Below are 17,022 nucleotides of genomic sequence, written 5' to 3'. Positions count from 1 at the left end.
TCGGGTGTGAGTGTGGGCCTAACCTAACCTGCTGAAACGAGAGTTCATAGGCCGTTGCAGTCTGACCAAGGGCAGGCCATCCTGCGGCCAAAGGAGATTGCTCATGCGTGTGTTTTTCACCGGAGGCAGCGGCAAGGCCGGGCGTCATGCGATCACGTATTTGCAGGCTCAGGGCCACACTGTGGTGAATGCGGATATGTTCCCTTCGGGGTTGGATGTGTCAGAATTGCTGATTGATCTCACCGATGCAGGGCAAGTAATCGGGGCGATGTCCCAGTTCACTGATTTTCACGAACTGGACACAGGCGCGGGCGTGCCGCGCTATGATGCTGTTGTTCATTTTGCCGCAGTTCCGCGTGTGATGATCGGCACCGATGGCGAATGTTTCAGGCAGAACACGCTCACCACCTACAATGTGATTGAGGCGGCCACCAAATTGGGCATTCCCAAAGTGATCTTTGCATCTTCCGAGACGACCTATGCCGTTTGCTTTGCCGATGGCGAGGTCAAGCCGGACTATGTTCCTATCGATGAGGACCACCCCACGGTGCCTCATGACAGCTATGCGATGTCCAAGGTCTGCAATGAGGTCACGGCGCGGTCATTTCAGGCCCGTACCGGGGCGGATATCTATGGGTTGCGCATCAACAACGTGATCGAGCCGCATGAATATGCGCAGATGTTTCCCGCCTTTATGGATGATCCCGCCCTGCGCCGCCGCAATATCTTTGCCTATATAGATGCCCGTGATCTGGGCCATATGGTCGCGTGTTGTCTGAAGACGGACGGGCTGGGCTATGAGGTCTTTAACGTCTCTAACGATGATATGTCCGTGGGCATCACCAGTGATGAGGTCATCGCGCGCTTCTATCAAGGTGTCCCGGTTAGGCGACAGATGCGCCCTGATGAAACCTTTTATGCCAATGACAAGGCCAAGCGCTTGGTGGGGTTTGCCCCCAAGCATAGCTGGCGGGAGGTTTTGGGATGAGTTTTGCCCGGTTTGACCTCGCGGCGTTTGAGGCCGCGCATCAAGATGCACGCCACGATTTGGCGCGGGCGTTGGATGATATCTGCCGCAATACAGGGTTTCTGGTTTTGGAAGGGCATGGGGTTGCCCCGGAAGTGATTGCCAATGTCTGGGCCGCAGCGCAGGCGTTCTTTGCACAAGGCTCTGTGCCCAAACAGGCGGTTGCACCACCCTATCAGGGTTATCCATATGGCTATCTTGGTCCCGATGCCGAGGCTTTGGCCCGTTCCAAGGGTGAAGAGACGCCGCCGGACCTCAAAGAGAGCTTCAACGGTGGTCCGCTGCATGTCCCCACTGATGCCTCTGCCGATGCGATGAGCTTTTGCTATCAGCCTACACTTTGGCCAGACCTGCCGGGGTTTCGTGCGGCGTGGGAGGCATATTATGCCGCGATGGAGGATTTGGCCGCGCGTGTGATGCGGGCCTTTGCGACGGCCCTTGATTTACGGGAAGATCATTTTGATCCGTTTATCGCTCATCCGATCTCGGCCCTGCGTGCATTGCATTATCCCGCGACGGTCGATGTGCCGTTGGACAAACAGCAACGGGCGGGCGCGCATACTGATTATGGGTCGTTGACCATCCTCTTGCCACAACCAGGCAGTCAGGGCTTGCAGGTGCAGCAGGGCGGGCAATGGGTCGATGTGCCTGCACCGGATGGTGCCTTTGTCATCAATATCGGTGATCTGATGGCCCGCTGGACCGCCGATCGCTGGGTCAGCACATTGCACCGGGTTGTGGCCAAATCCGGCCAGCCGGCCCGCCAATCTTTGGCGTTTTTCCATCAGCCCGATTGGGATGCCCAGATTGTGCCATTGGATGGATCGCAGGCCTATCCGCCCGTATGCTCTGGCCCCTATCTGATGCAGAAATTTCAGGCGACTGGCGTTTGACGCAACTGATGTTACATCAACTGTGAAGAATTGAGATTGTGTCATGCCAGAACCCGCCCCACCGATTGCCGTCATGGATGCCACCTGTGCTTTATGCAGTTGGGGCGCGCGGATGATTCATCGGTTGGATCGCAGTGGTGAAATCAGGATTGCGCCAATCCAGTCAGACACCGGCGCGGCGCTGATGCGTGACAATGATCTGGATCCGTTGGACCCTGATACCTGGCTTTTCATCGAAGATGGCACGGTCTGGCGTGACTTTGATGCGCTGATCCGGCTGGGCCAACGCTCTGGCGGGATGAGCCGTTTGTTTGCTGTGCTAAAGCTGTTGCCGCGCCCTGTCCGCGATTGGCTGTATCAGCAGGTTGCCCGCAATCGCTATGCTATGTTTGGCCGTGGCGATATGTGCGCACTGCCTGATCGCGCGTTTCGCGCACGGCTACTGCCATGAAGGTTGTGATTCTTGGCGGCTATGGCGTGTTTGGCGCAAAGTTGGCGCGATTACTGGTGCGCGACGGGCATGCGGTGGTCATTGGCGGACGCTCTGCGGATAAGGCGCGGGCCTTTGCAGCAGAGCTTGGCGCGCAAATGCTGGTCGTGGATCGTGCGGGTGATCTTGCCCCGCTGTGGGCCTGTGCGCCGGATGTGGTGGTCGATGCGGCGGGTCCGTTTCATGCCTATGGAGCGGCGCCTTACCGCTTGGCCAAAGAGGCCATTGCGCGATCTGTGCATTATCTGGACCTTTGTGATGATCCCGAATTTTGCATTGGAGTGTCTGCGTTGGATGCGGCAGCAAAGACTGCCGGTGTCTTCGTGCTTCCGGGACTGTCGAGTGTCCCGGCGATTTCATCAGCGGCCGTTGCCGCGCTGGTCGCAGACGCGCTTGAGGTTGATACAATCAGCACCGCGATCCTGCCCGGAAACCGTGCGCCGCGTGGTCGCTCGGTTGTGGCCAGCATTCTTAATCAAACCGGCATCCCGACGCCGATGCCTGCTGATGGTGTGGCCACAACCGCGCGCGGATGGTCACAGCCTGCGATGTTCGATCTGGGGCAGGGGATCAAGCGCCGGGGTTGGATGATTGGGGTGCCCGATCACCAGTTGTTTGCGCGGGCCTTTGCCGCACGCACGGTACTGTTTCGGGCCGGGTTGGAACTGCCGGTGATGAACTGGTCGCTTGCCGCCCTGTCGTGGCTGCGGGGCAAGCGGCGCTTTGCGGTGCCAGCGTGGTTCATCAGTCTGCTGCTGGTCGCGGCGGGATGGCTCAAGCCGTTTGGTACGGATGAAGGCGGAATGAGCGTGGCGGTCACGGGCCGCTACGCGCAGGGCTGGCAACGCAAGACATGGCGCTTGATCGCGAAGGCGGGTGAGGGGCCGTTTGTGCCTGCGGTTGCCGCGCGCGCGCTGCTGCGCGATCCCGCGGCAGTGGCACCCGGAGCGCGCCCTGCGGTGAGTGTCGTCAGTTTGGAGGCCGTCGAGGGTGCAATGTCTGATCTGGCGGTTTCAACCGATGTTAAGGTCGAAGTTGTCACGCCGATCTTTGTGCAGGTTCTGGGTGATAGCTTTGTTGAATTGCCTGCGACCTTGCAACAGACCCACGAGGTTTACGGCCCGCGCCGCTGGGCTGGGCGGACAAAGGTGACGCGGGGCGCCAGCCTTTGGTCGCGGATTTTGGCAGACCTGATTGGGTTTCCAAAGGCCAGCGATGATATCGCTGTTACCGTGACGATGACCCCGCAAAACGGCGGAGAGCTGTGGGAGCGCCGTTTTGATGGCAAGCCCTTCAGGTCGTTTCTGCGCCCCAAGCAGGGTGAAATGACAGAGCGCTTTGGCCCGTTGACCTTTTCGCTGGGGCTGCACGTGCGTGACGGGCAGCTGCATTTCCCTGTCAAATCAGGGCGTCTGGGTCCGCTGCCCTTGCCGCGTGTCCTGTTGCCGCAATCTGTGGCACGCGAATATGAAGCGGATGGGCGGTTTCATTTCGATGTGGCCTTGCTGGCGCCGTTCACCGGCGCGTCGATGGTCCATTATCAAGGATGGCTGATGCGTGAGGCGTCAAGCCTCGGCGATGGAGATGAGCAGATCATTGAGCGGCCAAAGGCTACGGCAATTGTCCAATAGCTGATCGGGCAGCGGGCCCTTGCCCGTCATCTCGCGGCTGGCCGTCACCCCCTTCATACGCAACAGCCTGCCTGCTGGGTGATCCTTGTCAAAAGGTGGCGGGACGCGCTTCAGCGCAGGTTCGCGCAAACTGAAACCCTGATCCTCCAGTTGCTGCACAATCCCGGTGATCCGGGCAGTATCAAGGTCAACCATCTTGCGCCAGTTCGTCAACACAGGTTTGTCAAAACCCATCATGCCAGCACCAACGGACACATAGCCCTGCCCGATCCCAAAGAAGAACACAGGGTTCTGTGGTGCGCCCGCTGCGACTTGCCACATCATATGCAGATGGGTGTTGTAGGGGGTCTTATCCTTGGAAAACCGCACGTCGTGATGTGGGCGAAAGAGCTTTGATGTGACGTTATGATCGGTCAATTTCGCGAGCGGACTGCAAACCTCTTCTAGGAGGGCCAAAGCGGGCGCTTTCAGCTTGGTATCATAGGTGCTTTTGTGCTCTTGCCACCAGTCGCGCGTGTTATTTGCATCCAGCTCTTTGAAGAATGCGCGCGCGTCGGTGATGAGGGTGTCATAGCTGGCCATTGTGGCACTCCTTTGGGTGTGCGCAGTTTGGCGGGTGTGCGCGGGCCTGTCCATGGGACTGCTGACAGGTACGGACAAGACTTTACCAAAGTCAAAGACATGCCTAATGCTGGTAACATGCAACCCATTGCACACACATATCAAGAGCACAGCCGTGCGATCTGGACACTTGGGATGCCACTCATCCTCAGCAATCTGGCGCAGTTTGCTATTCATATCACCGATACGATCATGTTGGGTTGGTATGATGTGGTTGCCTTGGCGGCGTCGACCATCGCGGGCACGATGTTCTTTGTGATCTTCATCGTCGGTGCTGGCTTTGCCCAAGCGGTGACGCCTTTGGTGGCCGCCGCGGCCGAGGAAAACGACGACGTGCAGGTGCGCCGCGTGACGCGCATGGGGCTGTGGTTGTCAATCATGTACGGGCTGGTGGTCACGGTTCCGTTCTTCTGGGCCGAGGATATCCTGCTGGCCATCGGGCAGGACGCCGAAGTGGCGGCGATGGCGCATATCTATCTTCAGATCATCATCTGGCAGATGGTGCCTGCGCTGATCATCATGACGTTCAAGGCGTTTTTGGCGGCGATGGAACATACGGCGATTATTCTTTGGGCGACGATTGGCACGGCGATCATGAATGCGTTCGTCAATTACGCTCTGATTTTTGGCAACTGGGGCGCACCGGAGCTGGGCATCAAAGGGGCCGCGATAGCGTCGCTTGCCGTGACCGGGCTGACGGTGGTCATCCTAGTGATCTATATCCTGCGCAAGCTGCCGCAATTTGAACTCTTCAAGAATTTCTGGCGTTCTGACAGCGAGATCATGAAGCGCGTCTATATGCTGGGCTGGCCGATTGGTCTGACGTCACTGGCCGAGGGCGGTTTGTTCAGCGCCTCTGCGGTGATGATGGGTTGGATTGGCCCGATCGAGCTGGCCGCCCATGGTATTGCCATTCAACTGGCCAGCTTAACCTTTATGGTCCACATCGGCTTTTCACAGGCGGCGACGGTGCGGGCCGGGCGGGCGCTGGGCCGCAAGGACGAACCATCGCTGCGTCGGGGCGGGATTACGGCGATTGGGTTGTCGGCAGTCTTTGCCGTGCTGACGTCGCTTATCTTCCTCGCTATGCCAGAGGTGTTGGTGTCGTTGTTCATCGATCCAGACGAGCCTGAACGCGCCACATTGCTGCGCATTGGGGCCAGCCTAATTATGGTCGCGGCCCTGTTTCAACTGGTGGATGGGTTGCAGGTGCTGGCCCTGGGACTGTTGCGCGGCGTGCAGGACACCACTGTGCCAATGGTCATGGCCACGATCAGCTATTGGGTCATTGGCCTGCCGGTCAGCTACATGCTCGCCTTCACGTTTGACATGGGTGCGGTTGGGCTGTGGCTAGGGCTGGTGATTGGCCTTGCGATTGCCGCTGTATTGCTGTTGTGGCGGTTCTGGGGGCGATCCGTGCGGATTGCGCCCCCGATAACCGCGGAAACCTGACGCGTTAGCTTAGCAGATCAAGATCTTGCAGGCGAAGGCGCGGATGGGCCAGTAGGCCGAAGTCCTCGAATGATGTTTTATGCGGGAACAGCGACAGGAAAGCCGTCAGGCCAGCACCCCGCAAACCCAACTCAAAGGGCGTGCCTGGGTGAAGGGATTCCACATCCAATCCATTGACGCTCATGCTGCAATGGGTGGCAAAGCCGAACTGATAAACAGGCGTGGGGTGGGTTGGCGCGATTTCGAGAATGGTGTTCCCATCGACAAAATCAGCCGCAGGGATAAACGCCCTGTCGCAGCCTTTGAGCCGTTTGATCCCGGCGGCACGGTGCAGAATGCGGGCGGATGGGCCGAGGACAAGATCACCTTCGGGGCGGTTCAGCCCATAGGTTTCGGATGTCACACGCGTCAACGTTGTTGGTTTTGAGGCGGCTTCACCATCCACATTGGCGGGCGACAGCGTGATCTTGCCGCGCCACAGCAGGCGTTCATACGTGCCATCGCTGAGCTTGATATCTTCGCCCGGCCAAACGTCCTCGACGGCGAAATGTCCACGTCGGGTCTGCACAATGGCGTTGGGGCCAAGTGCGGAAAAAGCGCTTTCGACCGACGGCAACGCGCGTGCCTGAACAGAGAACTCGCGCTCTTTTGCCTTAGGTGTAAGGTAGCAAACCTCGTATTTGCGCACCGGGGTTGAACTGGTGACGGGGCGTTCCTGCGGCATTGGCTGCTGGCGCGCGTTTGACTGGCTAAATATCTCTGCTGATCGTGCGACAGCAGCGTTCATTGAATGGTCCATGCGAAGGCCTATTGGTTTTCACATTATCCGTTTAGCCCCACCCGGCACCTTCGGAAAAACTGTGATGGTTACGCTTGATCGCGCGGGAGCGACCGATTTTGTGGAGACGGGACCGGCAAACGACCCAGAAACACAGGTCAGTTCTTTAGGTGCCAGAGCGTCGTCCGTTGGGGTTGTCAGATCAGACAGACCTGACAGGAAAGGTACGGATAACTAGGCGCGGCGCGCAGCGACCAAACGATGCTGTTGCCCACCTTCAGCCTTTTGCTTGCGGCGCGCGATCATTTCGTTGCGCATTTCACCGCGTGCCCAAGGCATTGGGGTGTCATATGCAGCAACGGCTGCTTCAAGGGATTTCTGCCAGCGGCTTTTCATCTTGATACCTCTTTTTTCGTCGCCTCGGTTTCGAGTGCGATTGAGCATATCTTCGGTGACCAAGCAGGCAGCAATTTGACGGATTTCGGGTTTTATGGTCGGCGGCTGTCTTATTCCGACGAAACGCCACAAGTATTTGAAAAATAATACAAATAAATCATGATCGCGCCGCGTTGATGAACAAATGTTTAACTAACTGGGGCGCGGACGCCTTTTTCTGTTAACTTTCTGTCACTCAAAGCCGGATCGCGGCGATCAGGCGCCCATAATCTGCCTCTTTTTGATGAACAGACCGCCGATAACTGAAGAATCGGCTCGGGCTCGCATAAGTGCAGTCCCGCGTCCAACGGGCGCGCAACACTCCGCTGCGTTCAAGCTGTGCCAATCCAAAGGCCGGCAGGTTGAACTGAAAGCGGTCCTGATCCCCTTTTAGAAAGAATCGATTGTAGGTGGGATCGACGGCCAAAAAGGTCTCACGGAAATCCGGTCCGACTTCATAGTTGTCTTGGCTGATCGAAGGGCCGATCACGGCGGCGATGCTTTCGCGTTTGGCACCAAGCGCCTCCATGCTTGCCACGGTTGCCTCTAGCACACCGTTCAACGCGCCTTTCCATCCCGCGTGTGCAGCCCCGACAACGCCCGCCGCCCGATCTGCAAAAAGCACGGGTTGGCAATCCGCCGTCAGGATTGCCAGTGCGATACCGGGTGTGGCTGTGACCATGCCATCGGCCTTGGGAGCGGTTTCATGCTGCTTGGCCACTGTCACCACATCCGCAGAATGAACCTGATGCACCCCGACAAGGTTTGGCAACGGTACACCCAAAGCCTGAGCTGCGCGCGCCCGGTTGATCGTCACAACGTCATGCTGATCAGAGCTGCCATAACCGCAGTTCAGCCCCTCAAAGACACCAGATGACGCCCCACCTGCGCGCGCAAAGAACCCATGCGGGGTGCCATGCAAAAGTGGATCGGTGAGAATGTCGAGTGTCATGGTTCCAGTCCGGGGGGCGGGGTGGCCGATGCGGGGTAAAGGCTGATCACTTTGAAAAGGTCACCCATTTCGCCCGGATGCGTCAAGCGCCGATGTGCCGCGATATGCGATTGCAAGGCGTCTCCCTTCAGCCCTTTGGCCAGTGCCTGTGCGCGCTGCGTGATCCCCAACCGCTCAAGGAACACACCTTGCGGGGTCAGGCGGCTGAACTTTGCCGGTTCCGCCGCGGCGGCAATGGCTGCGAAATCTACTTGTGCGGTCAGATCGGCGCTGCCGGGGCTTTTGAGAGCGTCCGCCTTTTGGTGCCCCTTGAGCGCTTGCAACGTGTCGCCCAATGATTGCCAGTCACCATAGTCAATGATCAGCGCAGCCCCGCCTTGCGTGCCGATCCTTTGGCTAATCTGTTGAATGATACCGGGAAGGGCGGAGCAATGCTCGATCAGGTCGCCTTCTTTGGTGTCGACCAGCCGGTGTTCCAGCACCGCCAAACTTGCAGGTGCAGAAAGCCCGAAACTAAGGGCATCATCCGCAACCCCAACCATTTTCTCGCGCCATGCGTCGTCGGTCCGAACGAATTGCCGGACCGGCAGGGCGTCAAAGAATTCGTTGGCGATCAGATAAAGCGGAGCATCGGGCAGTGTGTCGATGCTGTCATGCCAGATGGCGTGGGGCACCATCTTCGCTTGCGCTTCACGTAACACCGGGGACGCCTCGACGAAATGAACGCTCAGCGCATCATGAAACCCCGGCACAGCCTTAGTGGCACGCAGGGCATCCGTCATCAGGGTACCGCGCCCCGGTCCAAGCTCTGCAAGGGTTATGGCCGCAGGTTGGCCTTGATCCACCCAGCTTTGCGCCAGCGCCAATCCAATCAATTCACCAAACATTTGGCTAATCTCGGGCGCTGTCGTGAAATCGCCAGCAACGCCTAGCGGATCGCGCGTGGCATAATACCCGTGTTCGGGATGCAGCAGGCAATCGGCCATATAGTCCGCGATGCTCATCGGCCCGGTCCGCGCGATGCGGGCGATCAGCAGATCACCCAGCGTACTCATCTGCGCCGCGCCATCAGGATCACGGTAAGCCCCGCAAGGATCATTGGCAGGCTAAGCAACTGGCCCATGGTCAGCCCATAGCCGTCGATATGCAGGCGCAGGCCAAGCTCATTGCCCAGACTCACGAATTGGGCGTCGGGTTGGCGGACAAATTCCACGATGAAACGCGCCAGCCCATAACCCATGAAGAAGATTGCGGTCAGCAGCCACGGCTTTTTCAGCGCACCAAAGCGGAAGGCCAGCAGGATCAGGATGGTGCCCAGTAGCAGCCCCTCAAGGCCCGCCTCATAAAGCTGCGAAGGGTGGCGTACACAGGGTTCGCCGACCGTCGCACAAGATTGCGCTGCGGCACCGGGGAAGATGACGCCCCATGGCAGTTCCGTCTGCCTCCCCCAAAGCTCTGCGTTGATGAAATTTGCGATGCGCACCAACAGGATCGCTGGGGTGGCTGAGACTGCGATGATATCGGCCAGATCAGGCAGCGGCACCTTGTGGCGGCGGCTGAAAAGGTAAACGCCCAGCACAACACCAAGGAATCCACCATGGAAGGACAGCCCGCCTTCCCAGATCTTGAAGATATCCAGCGGCGCGGCCAGAAAATCAGCGGGTTTGTAGAGAAATACATATCCCAATCGCCCGCCACCGATCACACCGACGACGATGTAGGTCAGCAGATCTTCCAACTGGCTGACCTGCATCGGGGGGCCATTGCGCCACAGATGCGGGCGGTTCAGCGCCAGTTTGATGATTTGCCAGCCGATCGCGATGCCCACGATATAGGCCATGGCGTACCAGCGCAGGGCAATCGTCGCCCCGAAGACGGTGAACGAGAAAATCTCGGGCGAGATATCGGGGAAGGGAATGGCAGCAAACATGCCGCCATTCCTTGTCTGGTGCTGCGGCATTGTCAACCGGTGGGGTTGGGTTGTGATCGGCGGATGCAAGCCCCATACATGGTGCGACGCCAATGGAGGATCCCATGCAGAGCAACAACAAAATTCTTGACGACCTGAGCCAACTGATGACCAACGCCATGGGCGTGGCCCAAGGGGCGAAGGATGAGGCGAACACCGCGATGAAATCCATGATGGACCGCTGGCTAGCCGACCGCGATTTCGTGACCCGCGAAGAATTCGACGCGGTGCGGGCGATGGCGCAAAAAGCACGCGAAGAGAATGAAGCGCTGGCGGCGCGGATCGCAGCGCTGGAAGGAAAGAAGTAGCCCAAATCCAAAGAGCATTGTTATCAGATCTGTTATCTGGTTTATCCGGAATATGATTGTGCTTGAATGGAGATTTTCGTGCTTAGGTTGATATTTGGAGCCCTTGTGGCGGTTGCGGTGTCTGCTTGTGGTGGGTCCTCATCTGGAGGAGACAGTTTTGAGACGGGATCGCGGGACTTCTATGAGATTGATCAAGATTACCGCGACCTTTCGTCAACGGTAATAAACCTGAGACAAGGGAACTTGGATTCGTTACCAGACTCTGCGACCGTGGTGTACAAAGGATTTTCAAGAGGGACCATGAACTACTTCGATCAAGGCGCGAAACAGCTCGATCTCTATGGTGATGCCGAAATCAGAGTAGATTTCGGAACATCGGCCGTTGACGGGAAACTGGATGGTTTTGTTGGCGTTGATGACGCAGATGAAAGTAATCCAATATTCTTTTCTGGGGGAATCTCATTGCGAAACGGTGAGGTGAGCGGGAATACATTTGATTTCGAATACTCTGGTGAATTAAGCAGCGGCGCTAACATCGTTGCGCTAGAAGGTACAAATGGCTCTGGCCAAATTCGTGGCGACGGTGGCTCTGGGATCGTTGGGGACTTAAGGGTAGGGTCCGGGTTTGACGGAGCAGCGACTTTCAACGGAAATGGAATATCGCAAGGGAATATCAGCATTGTTGCCATTTGTCAGACTACTGGCTGCTCCTAGGATGTTGCACTAGGTCCCATCGACTAGTGGCGAAATACATTGCGCACTAGCTGAGTATTTGATCAGTTTCTTGAAACTCCCCCAAATACGCCACCAGAATATCCAGCGCCGCATGCAAATCATCCTTCTCAATCATCTCGGTCACCGTATGGATATACCGCGTCCCAACGGTGATACCCACTGCCCGCGCACCCGCAGCCGCTTGCTGGGCTGCCGCGCCGTCTTGCCCGCCAGAGGCCAGCATGGTGCGCTGGTAGGGGATCTTCTTCTTGATTGCCAAGGCCTCGATTTCGCCCACCAACCGTTTGTCAGCGATGAACGAACTGTCGCGCACGTGCAGACCGAACCCCTTGCCCTGAATGGTCGTGGCGTCCTTGTCGGGGATGCCCGGCGTGTCGCAGGATAGCGTCACGTCGATGCCCAACCCAATGTCCGGTTTGATCGCATAGGCAGAGGTGCGTGCGCCGCGCAGGCCCACCTCTTCTTGCGTTGTGAAGGCCACGTGGATTTCCGCGCCGCGCCCTTTATCGCCCAAGGCCCGGATCGCCTCGATCCCCAGCCAGCAGGCGATGCGGTTATCCAGTGCTTTGGACACGAATTTGTCCCCCATCTCAAGAAAGGGTTCGTCCATGACCACGTAATCGCCGACTTTGACGATATCATGCGCCGCCTTGCCCATACCAAGGTCGATGAAAAACTCACCAACTTCGGGGATTTTCTTGCGGTCTTCGGGGGATGAGATGTGCACAGGCTTGCCGCCGGGATTCATCACACCTTTGAAGTCACCCTGATCGGTGCAAACCAGAACGCGACGAGAGAAGAGGTTGCGGGGGTCAAAGCCACCAACAGGCAAGACATAGAGAAAACCATTCTTGTCGATATGGCTGACCAGAAAACCGATCTCATCCATATGGCAAAGCAACATGATCTTGGGCGCGTCCTTTTTGGTCGCATCGCGACGGCAAAGCAGCGTGCCCATGGGGTCAGTTTCGACACTTTCAAAGAGACACTCCACCTCTGACGTGATCAGGTCGCGCACGCGCTCTTCATGGCCGGGCACGCCGGGCATTTCGCACAATCGTCTGAGAAGGTCAGTGTTCATATGGGGTGCTCCTTGGTTGCGCTTAGATTGGGCTGCTTGCGGGCGGATGGCAATTATCCACATGAAATTTCTGTAGCTGCGCGGTTATCCCCAAGAAATTGCTTTACAGGTGCGCCTTGGTTGGGCCACGATATCTAGTATGGGGAACGGTGGGCAACACCGCCCCTAGAGCAGGCACCTAGCGCTTGGGCACTGCCATGACCCATGCGCCAACGCAGTGAGGCCGAGCATATGGCATTGTCCGAACATTACCTTGAGGCTGATGATCTTCATCCCATCGATCTTGTGGAACATATCGCAGAACACCATGCGTGGGAGTTCGACCGTATTCACGATGACCAGATCGCAATGGCCGTGGAAGGCCAGTGGCGCACTTATTCCATCACCCTTGCCTGGTCCGCCTATGATGAGACACTCCGCCTGATCTGCACCTACGAGATGGAGCCGCCCGAAGATCGGATGCCGGCCCTTTACGAGACGCTGAACACCATAAACGACCGTTGCTGGGCGGGTGCATTTACATGGTGGAATGAACAAAAACTGATGGTCTATCGCTATGGTCTGATGCTGACCGGTGATCAGGTCGCAGGACCGGATCAGATCGACACGATGATTGGGGCCGCGGTGGCGGCGTGCGAGCAGTATTACCCTGCGATCCAGTTGGTCACATGGGCCGAGAGGACGCCGGAAGAGGCTGTTCAGGTGGCCATTGGCGGGGCATACGGGCGCGCCTGATCTGCGCACCTAGCGGGTTTTGTGCAATGAGCAAGGGATGGAGGCGACGCAGTCCCTTGTCCTGAATGATTTGCACATTGCAGGTTGGGCCTATCACCAATTCCTTCTGCGTGGCGGGCTGATTTGCCCTAAACGGGGCGCGGGCGTCTGCGCCGCGGTGTCAGGCTCGGCCGTTTGGGGATGATGCGGAAGACGTTACCATTTTCATCAAGTTTGATGGGTTTGGCCGTCACAACGCTAGTCATGAATGCGCGGTGATCAAAGTTGCACTGGTCATTCTTGCGCTCAATCGCCTTGCGCAATGCGCGGTTTGAAAGCGTCTCTGTCATGCGATCGATCAGCTCTAGTCGCGCCTTATCTAGTTTTTCATCATAGAACCCGTCAGGGACCCGACTGGGGTTGGCTTGAAAGTCAAAACCCACATTTTCTAAAAACATCCGAATGGGCGCGGGGGCGTTCGCGGCGGCATCTGCCGTTTCCTGATAGCGGAACCGTGCCAGCGGAAGGGATCCCGACCCTTCGTGGCGAAATGGTTCGGACATAGTTTTTTCTGACGCGGGAGCGACCTCCCAAATATCAAAATCGTACAACAACGGGCACCTACTAACGGTCACTTACTAAATACCGATCTTATGTTCTTCAAATGCGGCAGGATATGGATGCCGCAACGTCAATATTGGGAAAGTGGTTAACTTTCTCCTAATGCGGCGCAATTGCCCATTGCGACGCGCCGCGGATTTCTTAACTGCGACTGCGACGCTGCGGGCGCGATCATCCGCTCGCAAATCTGGGTTTCATCCTGCTTCACCTTTGGCTAACCTCTTGAAAACTATTCAAGAGGTGCGTCGATGAACATGACTGATGTGGCAGACCGTGGGCTGGTCTTGTTGGGCTGTGGCAAGATGGGGTCGGCCATGTTGGAAGGATGGTTGCGGACAGGGCTGCCGCCGACCTCTGTATGGGTGATTGATCCTTACCCATCCGATTGGTTGAGTGAGCAAGGTGTCCATATCAACGACAATCTACCGGATGACCCTGCTATTGTTCTCATAGCGGTCAAGCCGCAGATGATGGGAGCCGCACTGCCGCAGATACGCGCCTATGGAAATGGCCGAACTCTTGTCATCTCTATTGCCGCAGGCACAGCGATCGCGACGTTTGAGGAACTGCTGGGCGCGCAGACCCCGATTGTCCGTGCCATGCCGAACACTCCTGCAGCAATTGGGCGGGGAATCACCGCCCTGATTGGCAATGATCATGCGCAAGAGGCGGACATTGATCTGACCGAAGCTCTTTTGACCACCATCGGTCAGGTTGTCCGGCTGGACAGTGAAAGCCAGATGGATGCGGTCACGGCTGTGTCGGGGTCTGGTCCGGCTTATGTGTTCCACTTGATCGAAACACTGGCCGCCGCGGGCGAAGCGGCGGGCCTTGCACCAGAATTAGCGATGCAACTGGCCAAGGCGACCGTCGGCGGTGCTGGTGAATTGGCCGAGGAAGCAGACGAAGATCCTGCACAATTGCGCGTGAATGTGACCTCTCCCAATGGCACCACGCAGGCTGCGTTGGAGGTCTTGATGGACGAAGAGAACGGCTTTCCACCACTGCTGCGCCGTGCTGTTGCTGCAGCAGCGGCCCGTTCAAAGGAGCTGGCAAATGGCTGAAATCACCTTTGATGATTTCCTGAAAGTTGACGTACGCGTGGGCACCGTTCTACGCGCTGAACCTTACCCAGAGGCGCGCAGACCGGCGATCAAGCTCTGGATCGACTTTGGTGCAGAGATCGGCGAGAAAAAGACATCGGCCCAGATCACAGCGCATTACCGGCCAGAGGCGCTGGTGGGTCGTCAGGTGATGGCTGTGGTCAATTTCCCGCCACGCCAGATTGGCAAGTTCATGTCCGAGGTTTTGGTCCTGGGCATGCCTGATGAGCATGGCGAGGTCGTTTTGGTTGGCCCTGACCAATCTGTGCCAACAGGAGGGCGTCTGCATTGAAGAAACTATTGATCACACGCGTGCTGCCTGATGCCAATCTGGATGCGGCCCGCGCACGCTATGATGTGACGGTCCGCGAAAGCGCAGACGGGTTGACCGTGCAAGAGGCCGCTGCGGCCTTGCGCGACTACGACGCGATCCTGCCCACATTGGGTGATCAGTTCACGGCAGAGGCCTTTGCAGGTGAAATCCGCTGCGGTGTGCTTGGCAATTTTGGCGTGGGGTACAATCACATTGATGTGGCAGCCGCAGCGCAGGCGGGTGTTGCTGTGTCCAACACACCTGACGTTGTCACTGATGCCACGGCAGATATTGGCATGACCTTGATACTGTCCACCTGCCGCCGCGCGGGCGAGGGTGAACGCCTCGTGCGTGCGGGCAAATGGGACGGCTGGGGCCCGACCCATATGCTGGGCAGCCATGTGACCGGCAAGACCGTGGGGATCATTGGCATGGGCCGGATCGGTCAAGCGGTGGCCCGGCGCTGTCACTATGGGTTTGATATGCCGGTGATTTACTTCAATCGCTCGCGCAAGGCGGTCGATATGCCAGCGACACAGGTTGAAACTCTGGCAAAGCTAATGGGGGCTGCGGACATCGTTGTGGTCACCGTTCCGGGCGGTGGCGGCAATACGGCGATGATTGATGCGGCAGCTTTGGCAGCGATGAAACCATCGGGAATTTTCGTCAACATTGCGCGCGGCGATGTTGTGGACGAACCGGCGTTGATCGCCGCCTTGCAAAAGGGTCAGATCGCGGGGGCGGGTCTGGATGTCTTTGCCAATGAGCCCAGCGTGCCAGATGCCTTTCGCGCAATGGAGAATGTCACCCTACTGCCCCATCTGGGCACCGCAGCACTAGAAGTGCGCGCGGCCATGGGGCAGATGGCGCTGGATAACATCATCGCTTGGGATGAAGGCCGCCCGCTTCCCCAAGCGGTTTGAAAGAATGTCGCGCCGTTTGGGCTGGCCCATTCTGCGGCACCCAATTATAGCGAAATCAAGATGCGTATTCTGACCACCACATTTGCCAAGCTCTGTCTTGTTGTCGCCTTGCTGGTCGCGCTGGCCAGTACCGGCTTTGCGCATCGGGTCATTCCCGTTGATGTGGACCGTGACCTGCTGGAATACCTCGTCGCCGGTGGCTCGCTGGACGAGGTTTGCGGCGATGCAAGCGGCGACCATGTTGGCCAATCCTGCGATGCCTGCCGCCTTGTGGATAGCGCATCCGTGCCGACGGCAGCTGCGCATGCATCGCGTGTCTCTCTTGGTGGCGCGGCTGCGATGCCTGTGCTTGGTGGCATTTGTCACCTAGGCGGTGCGGCTGACCCGTCGCGCCCCGTGCGGGCACCTCCGGTTGTTTGATCTTTAATAATCCCCTTTAGATCAAACAAATGCGGCCAATCCAACGCCGCCAATCGGAGAAATCCCATGAAAACCTATTCCTATGCCGCAATGGCTCTTCTCGCCTTGTCTGCACCTGCTACAGCCCATGAATTCAAGGTTGGTGCCCTTGTTGTTGACCATCCCATGGCGTTTGAGACGACGGCTACCGCGATGTCAGGTGCAGGCTATCTGACCGTCACAAATACGGGCAGCACCGACGACCGGCTTGTCGCTGTTGAGGCCGCGTTCCCCCGCGTCATGATCCACACAACCACCATGCAAGACGGTGTGGCCTCAATGAGCCATGTTGACGCTGTTGATATCCCCGCAGGAGAGACCGTCAAATTGGCGCCCGGTGGGTTCCATGTGATGTTCATGGGGCTGGACGGCGATCCGTTTGAAGTTGGTGAAGCCGTGCCTGCGACACTGGTTTTTGAACAGGCCGGATCGCTTGAGGTGGTCTTTAACGTTGAGGCGCGCGATGCCGCCGATATGGAACAGATGGACCATAGCACGCACGGCACTGGTAACTGAT

21 protein-coding genes are annotated in these 17,022 nt (G+C 57.7%); 13 read left to right on the top strand and 8 right to left on the bottom strand.

Features of this window, described 5'->3' with window-relative positions:
* The first annotated feature begins 103 nt into the window (after positions 1-103).
* Genes DHN10_RS10195 through DHN10_RS10180 form a run of 4 tightly spaced genes read left to right on the top strand, consistent with a single transcriptional unit; the run spans position 104 to position 4,041 of the window.
* On the top strand, positions 104-988 hold the full coding sequence (locus DHN10_RS10195) for an NAD-dependent epimerase/dehydratase family protein (protein WP_108815235.1): 885 nt from the start codon (positions 104-106) through the stop codon (positions 986-988).
* Entirely contained in the window at positions 985-1,920 is a 936-nt protein-coding gene (locus tag DHN10_RS10190; protein WP_108815234.1) for an isopenicillin N synthase family dioxygenase, read from the top strand. Before DHN10_RS10195 ends, DHN10_RS10190 begins: the two co-directional genes overlap by 4 nt.
* 43 nt (positions 1,921-1,963) lie before the next feature.
* Positions 1,964-2,371 (top strand): thiol-disulfide oxidoreductase DCC family protein, encoded by a 408-nt coding sequence (locus tag DHN10_RS10185; RefSeq protein WP_108815233.1) that lies wholly within the window; start codon positions 1,964-1,966, stop codon positions 2,369-2,371.
* Entirely contained in the window at positions 2,368-4,041 is a 1,674-nt protein-coding gene (locus DHN10_RS10180) for an SDR family oxidoreductase (RefSeq protein ID WP_108815232.1), read from the top strand. The genes DHN10_RS10185 and DHN10_RS10180 overlap by 4 nt, the downstream gene beginning before the upstream one ends.
* Here DHN10_RS10180 and DHN10_RS10175 read toward each other — a convergent pair.
* Positions 3,976-4,623, bottom strand: a complete 648-nt coding sequence (locus DHN10_RS10175; RefSeq protein ID WP_159086974.1) for a TIGR02453 family protein — start codon at positions 4,621-4,623, stop codon at positions 3,976-3,978. The genes DHN10_RS10180 and DHN10_RS10175 overlap by 66 nt on opposite strands.
* A 117-nt stretch (positions 4,624-4,740) precedes the next feature.
* On the opposite strand from DHN10_RS10175, the gene DHN10_RS10170 reads away from it, so the two are divergent.
* A complete protein-coding gene (locus DHN10_RS10170) occupies positions 4,741-6,114 on the top strand; it encodes an MATE family efflux transporter (RefSeq protein WP_108815677.1) in 1,374 nt (457 codons plus the stop codon).
* Positions 6,115-6,118: 4 nt separating this feature from the next.
* Here DHN10_RS10170 and DHN10_RS10165 read toward each other — a convergent pair whose 3' ends face one another.
* The 5 genes from DHN10_RS10165 to lgt all read right to left on the bottom strand — a co-directional run bounded on the left by DHN10_RS10165 (position 6,119) and on the right by lgt (position 10,209).
* Positions 6,119-6,901 carry a Hint domain-containing protein gene (locus DHN10_RS10165; protein ID WP_234417100.1) on the bottom strand — a complete coding sequence of 261 codons (783 nt, stop codon included), beginning with the start codon at positions 6,899-6,901 and terminating at the stop codon, positions 6,119-6,121.
* A gap of 225 nt (positions 6,902-7,126) precedes the next feature.
* Positions 7,127-7,288, bottom strand: coding sequence for a hypothetical protein (locus DHN10_RS19720; RefSeq protein ID WP_159086973.1), 162 nt, complete (start codon positions 7,286-7,288; stop codon positions 7,127-7,129).
* A 235-nt stretch (positions 7,289-7,523) separates the two neighbouring features.
* Positions 7,524-8,279 (bottom strand): peptidoglycan editing factor PgeF, encoded by a 756-nt coding sequence (pgeF, locus tag DHN10_RS10160; protein ID WP_108815230.1) that lies wholly within the window; start codon positions 8,277-8,279, stop codon positions 7,524-7,526.
* On the bottom strand, positions 8,276-9,334 hold the full coding sequence (locus DHN10_RS10155) for a class I SAM-dependent methyltransferase (protein WP_108815229.1): 1,059 nt from the start codon (positions 9,332-9,334) through the stop codon (positions 8,276-8,278). Before DHN10_RS10155 ends, pgeF begins: the two co-directional genes overlap by 4 nt.
* Positions 9,331-10,209, bottom strand: a complete 879-nt coding sequence (gene lgt, locus DHN10_RS10150; protein WP_108815228.1) for a prolipoprotein diacylglyceryl transferase — start codon at positions 10,207-10,209, stop codon at positions 9,331-9,333. The genes DHN10_RS10155 and lgt overlap by 4 nt, the downstream gene beginning before the upstream one ends.
* A 104-nt stretch (positions 10,210-10,313) precedes the next feature.
* Between lgt and DHN10_RS10145 the strand changes: the two genes are divergently transcribed.
* Positions 10,314-10,556, top strand: coding sequence for an accessory factor UbiK family protein (locus DHN10_RS10145; RefSeq protein ID WP_108815676.1), 243 nt, complete (start codon positions 10,314-10,316; stop codon positions 10,554-10,556).
* Positions 10,557-10,856: 300 nt separating this feature from the next.
* A complete protein-coding gene (locus tag DHN10_RS19715; RefSeq protein ID WP_159086972.1) occupies positions 10,857-11,270 on the top strand; it encodes a hypothetical protein in 414 nt (137 codons plus the stop codon).
* A gap of 46 nt (positions 11,271-11,316) precedes the next feature.
* On the opposite strand, the gene DHN10_RS10135 is transcribed toward DHN10_RS19715, so the two are convergent.
* Complete coding sequence (locus tag DHN10_RS10135) at positions 11,317-12,372, bottom strand: M42 family metallopeptidase (protein WP_108815226.1); 1,056 nt, start codon at positions 12,370-12,372, stop codon at positions 11,317-11,319.
* 231 nt (positions 12,373-12,603) lie between these two features.
* Between DHN10_RS10135 and DHN10_RS10130 the strand changes: the two genes are divergently transcribed.
* Positions 12,604-13,107, top strand: a complete 504-nt coding sequence (locus DHN10_RS10130; RefSeq protein WP_108815675.1) for a YbjN domain-containing protein — start codon at positions 12,604-12,606, stop codon at positions 13,105-13,107.
* Positions 13,108-13,235: 128 nt separating this feature from the next.
* On the opposite strand, the gene DHN10_RS10125 is transcribed toward DHN10_RS10130, so the two are convergent.
* Positions 13,236-13,649 (bottom strand): hypothetical protein, encoded by a 414-nt coding sequence (locus DHN10_RS10125; RefSeq protein WP_108815225.1) that lies wholly within the window; start codon positions 13,647-13,649, stop codon positions 13,236-13,238.
* 306 nt (positions 13,650-13,955) lie between these two features.
* Here DHN10_RS10125 and proC point away from each other — a divergent pair, with 306 nt between their 5' ends.
* The 5 genes from proC to DHN10_RS10100 all read left to right on the top strand — a co-directional run bounded on the left by proC (position 13,956) and on the right by DHN10_RS10100 (position 17,021).
* Positions 13,956-14,771 carry a pyrroline-5-carboxylate reductase gene (gene proC, locus DHN10_RS10120; RefSeq protein WP_108815224.1) on the top strand — a complete coding sequence of 272 codons (816 nt, stop codon included), beginning with the start codon at positions 13,956-13,958 and terminating at the stop codon, positions 14,769-14,771.
* On the top strand, positions 14,764-15,102 hold the full coding sequence (locus DHN10_RS10115; protein WP_108815223.1) for a tRNA-binding protein: 339 nt from the start codon (positions 14,764-14,766) through the stop codon (positions 15,100-15,102). Before proC ends, DHN10_RS10115 begins: the two co-directional genes overlap by 8 nt.
* The gene (locus tag DHN10_RS10110) at positions 15,099-16,046 is read left to right on the top strand and encodes a 2-hydroxyacid dehydrogenase (RefSeq protein ID WP_108815222.1); all 948 of its coding nucleotides are present in this window, start codon (positions 15,099-15,101) and stop codon (positions 16,044-16,046) included. Before DHN10_RS10115 ends, DHN10_RS10110 begins: the two co-directional genes overlap by 4 nt.
* 60 nt (positions 16,047-16,106) lie before the next feature.
* Positions 16,107-16,466 (top strand): hypothetical protein, encoded by a 360-nt coding sequence (locus DHN10_RS10105; protein ID WP_108815221.1) that lies wholly within the window; start codon positions 16,107-16,109, stop codon positions 16,464-16,466.
* A 66-nt stretch (positions 16,467-16,532) separates the two neighbouring features.
* Positions 16,533-17,021, top strand: coding sequence for a copper chaperone PCu(A)C (locus tag DHN10_RS10100; protein WP_108815220.1), 489 nt, complete (start codon positions 16,533-16,535; stop codon positions 17,019-17,021).
* Position 17,022: the final 1 nt, after the last annotated feature.

It is taken from the genome of Loktanella sp. Alg231-35, assembly GCF_900143545.1.
Taxonomy (GTDB): domain Bacteria; phylum Pseudomonadota; class Alphaproteobacteria; order Rhodobacterales; family Rhodobacteraceae; genus Yoonia.
This window is presented reverse-complemented; position numbering and strand designations above follow the sequence as displayed.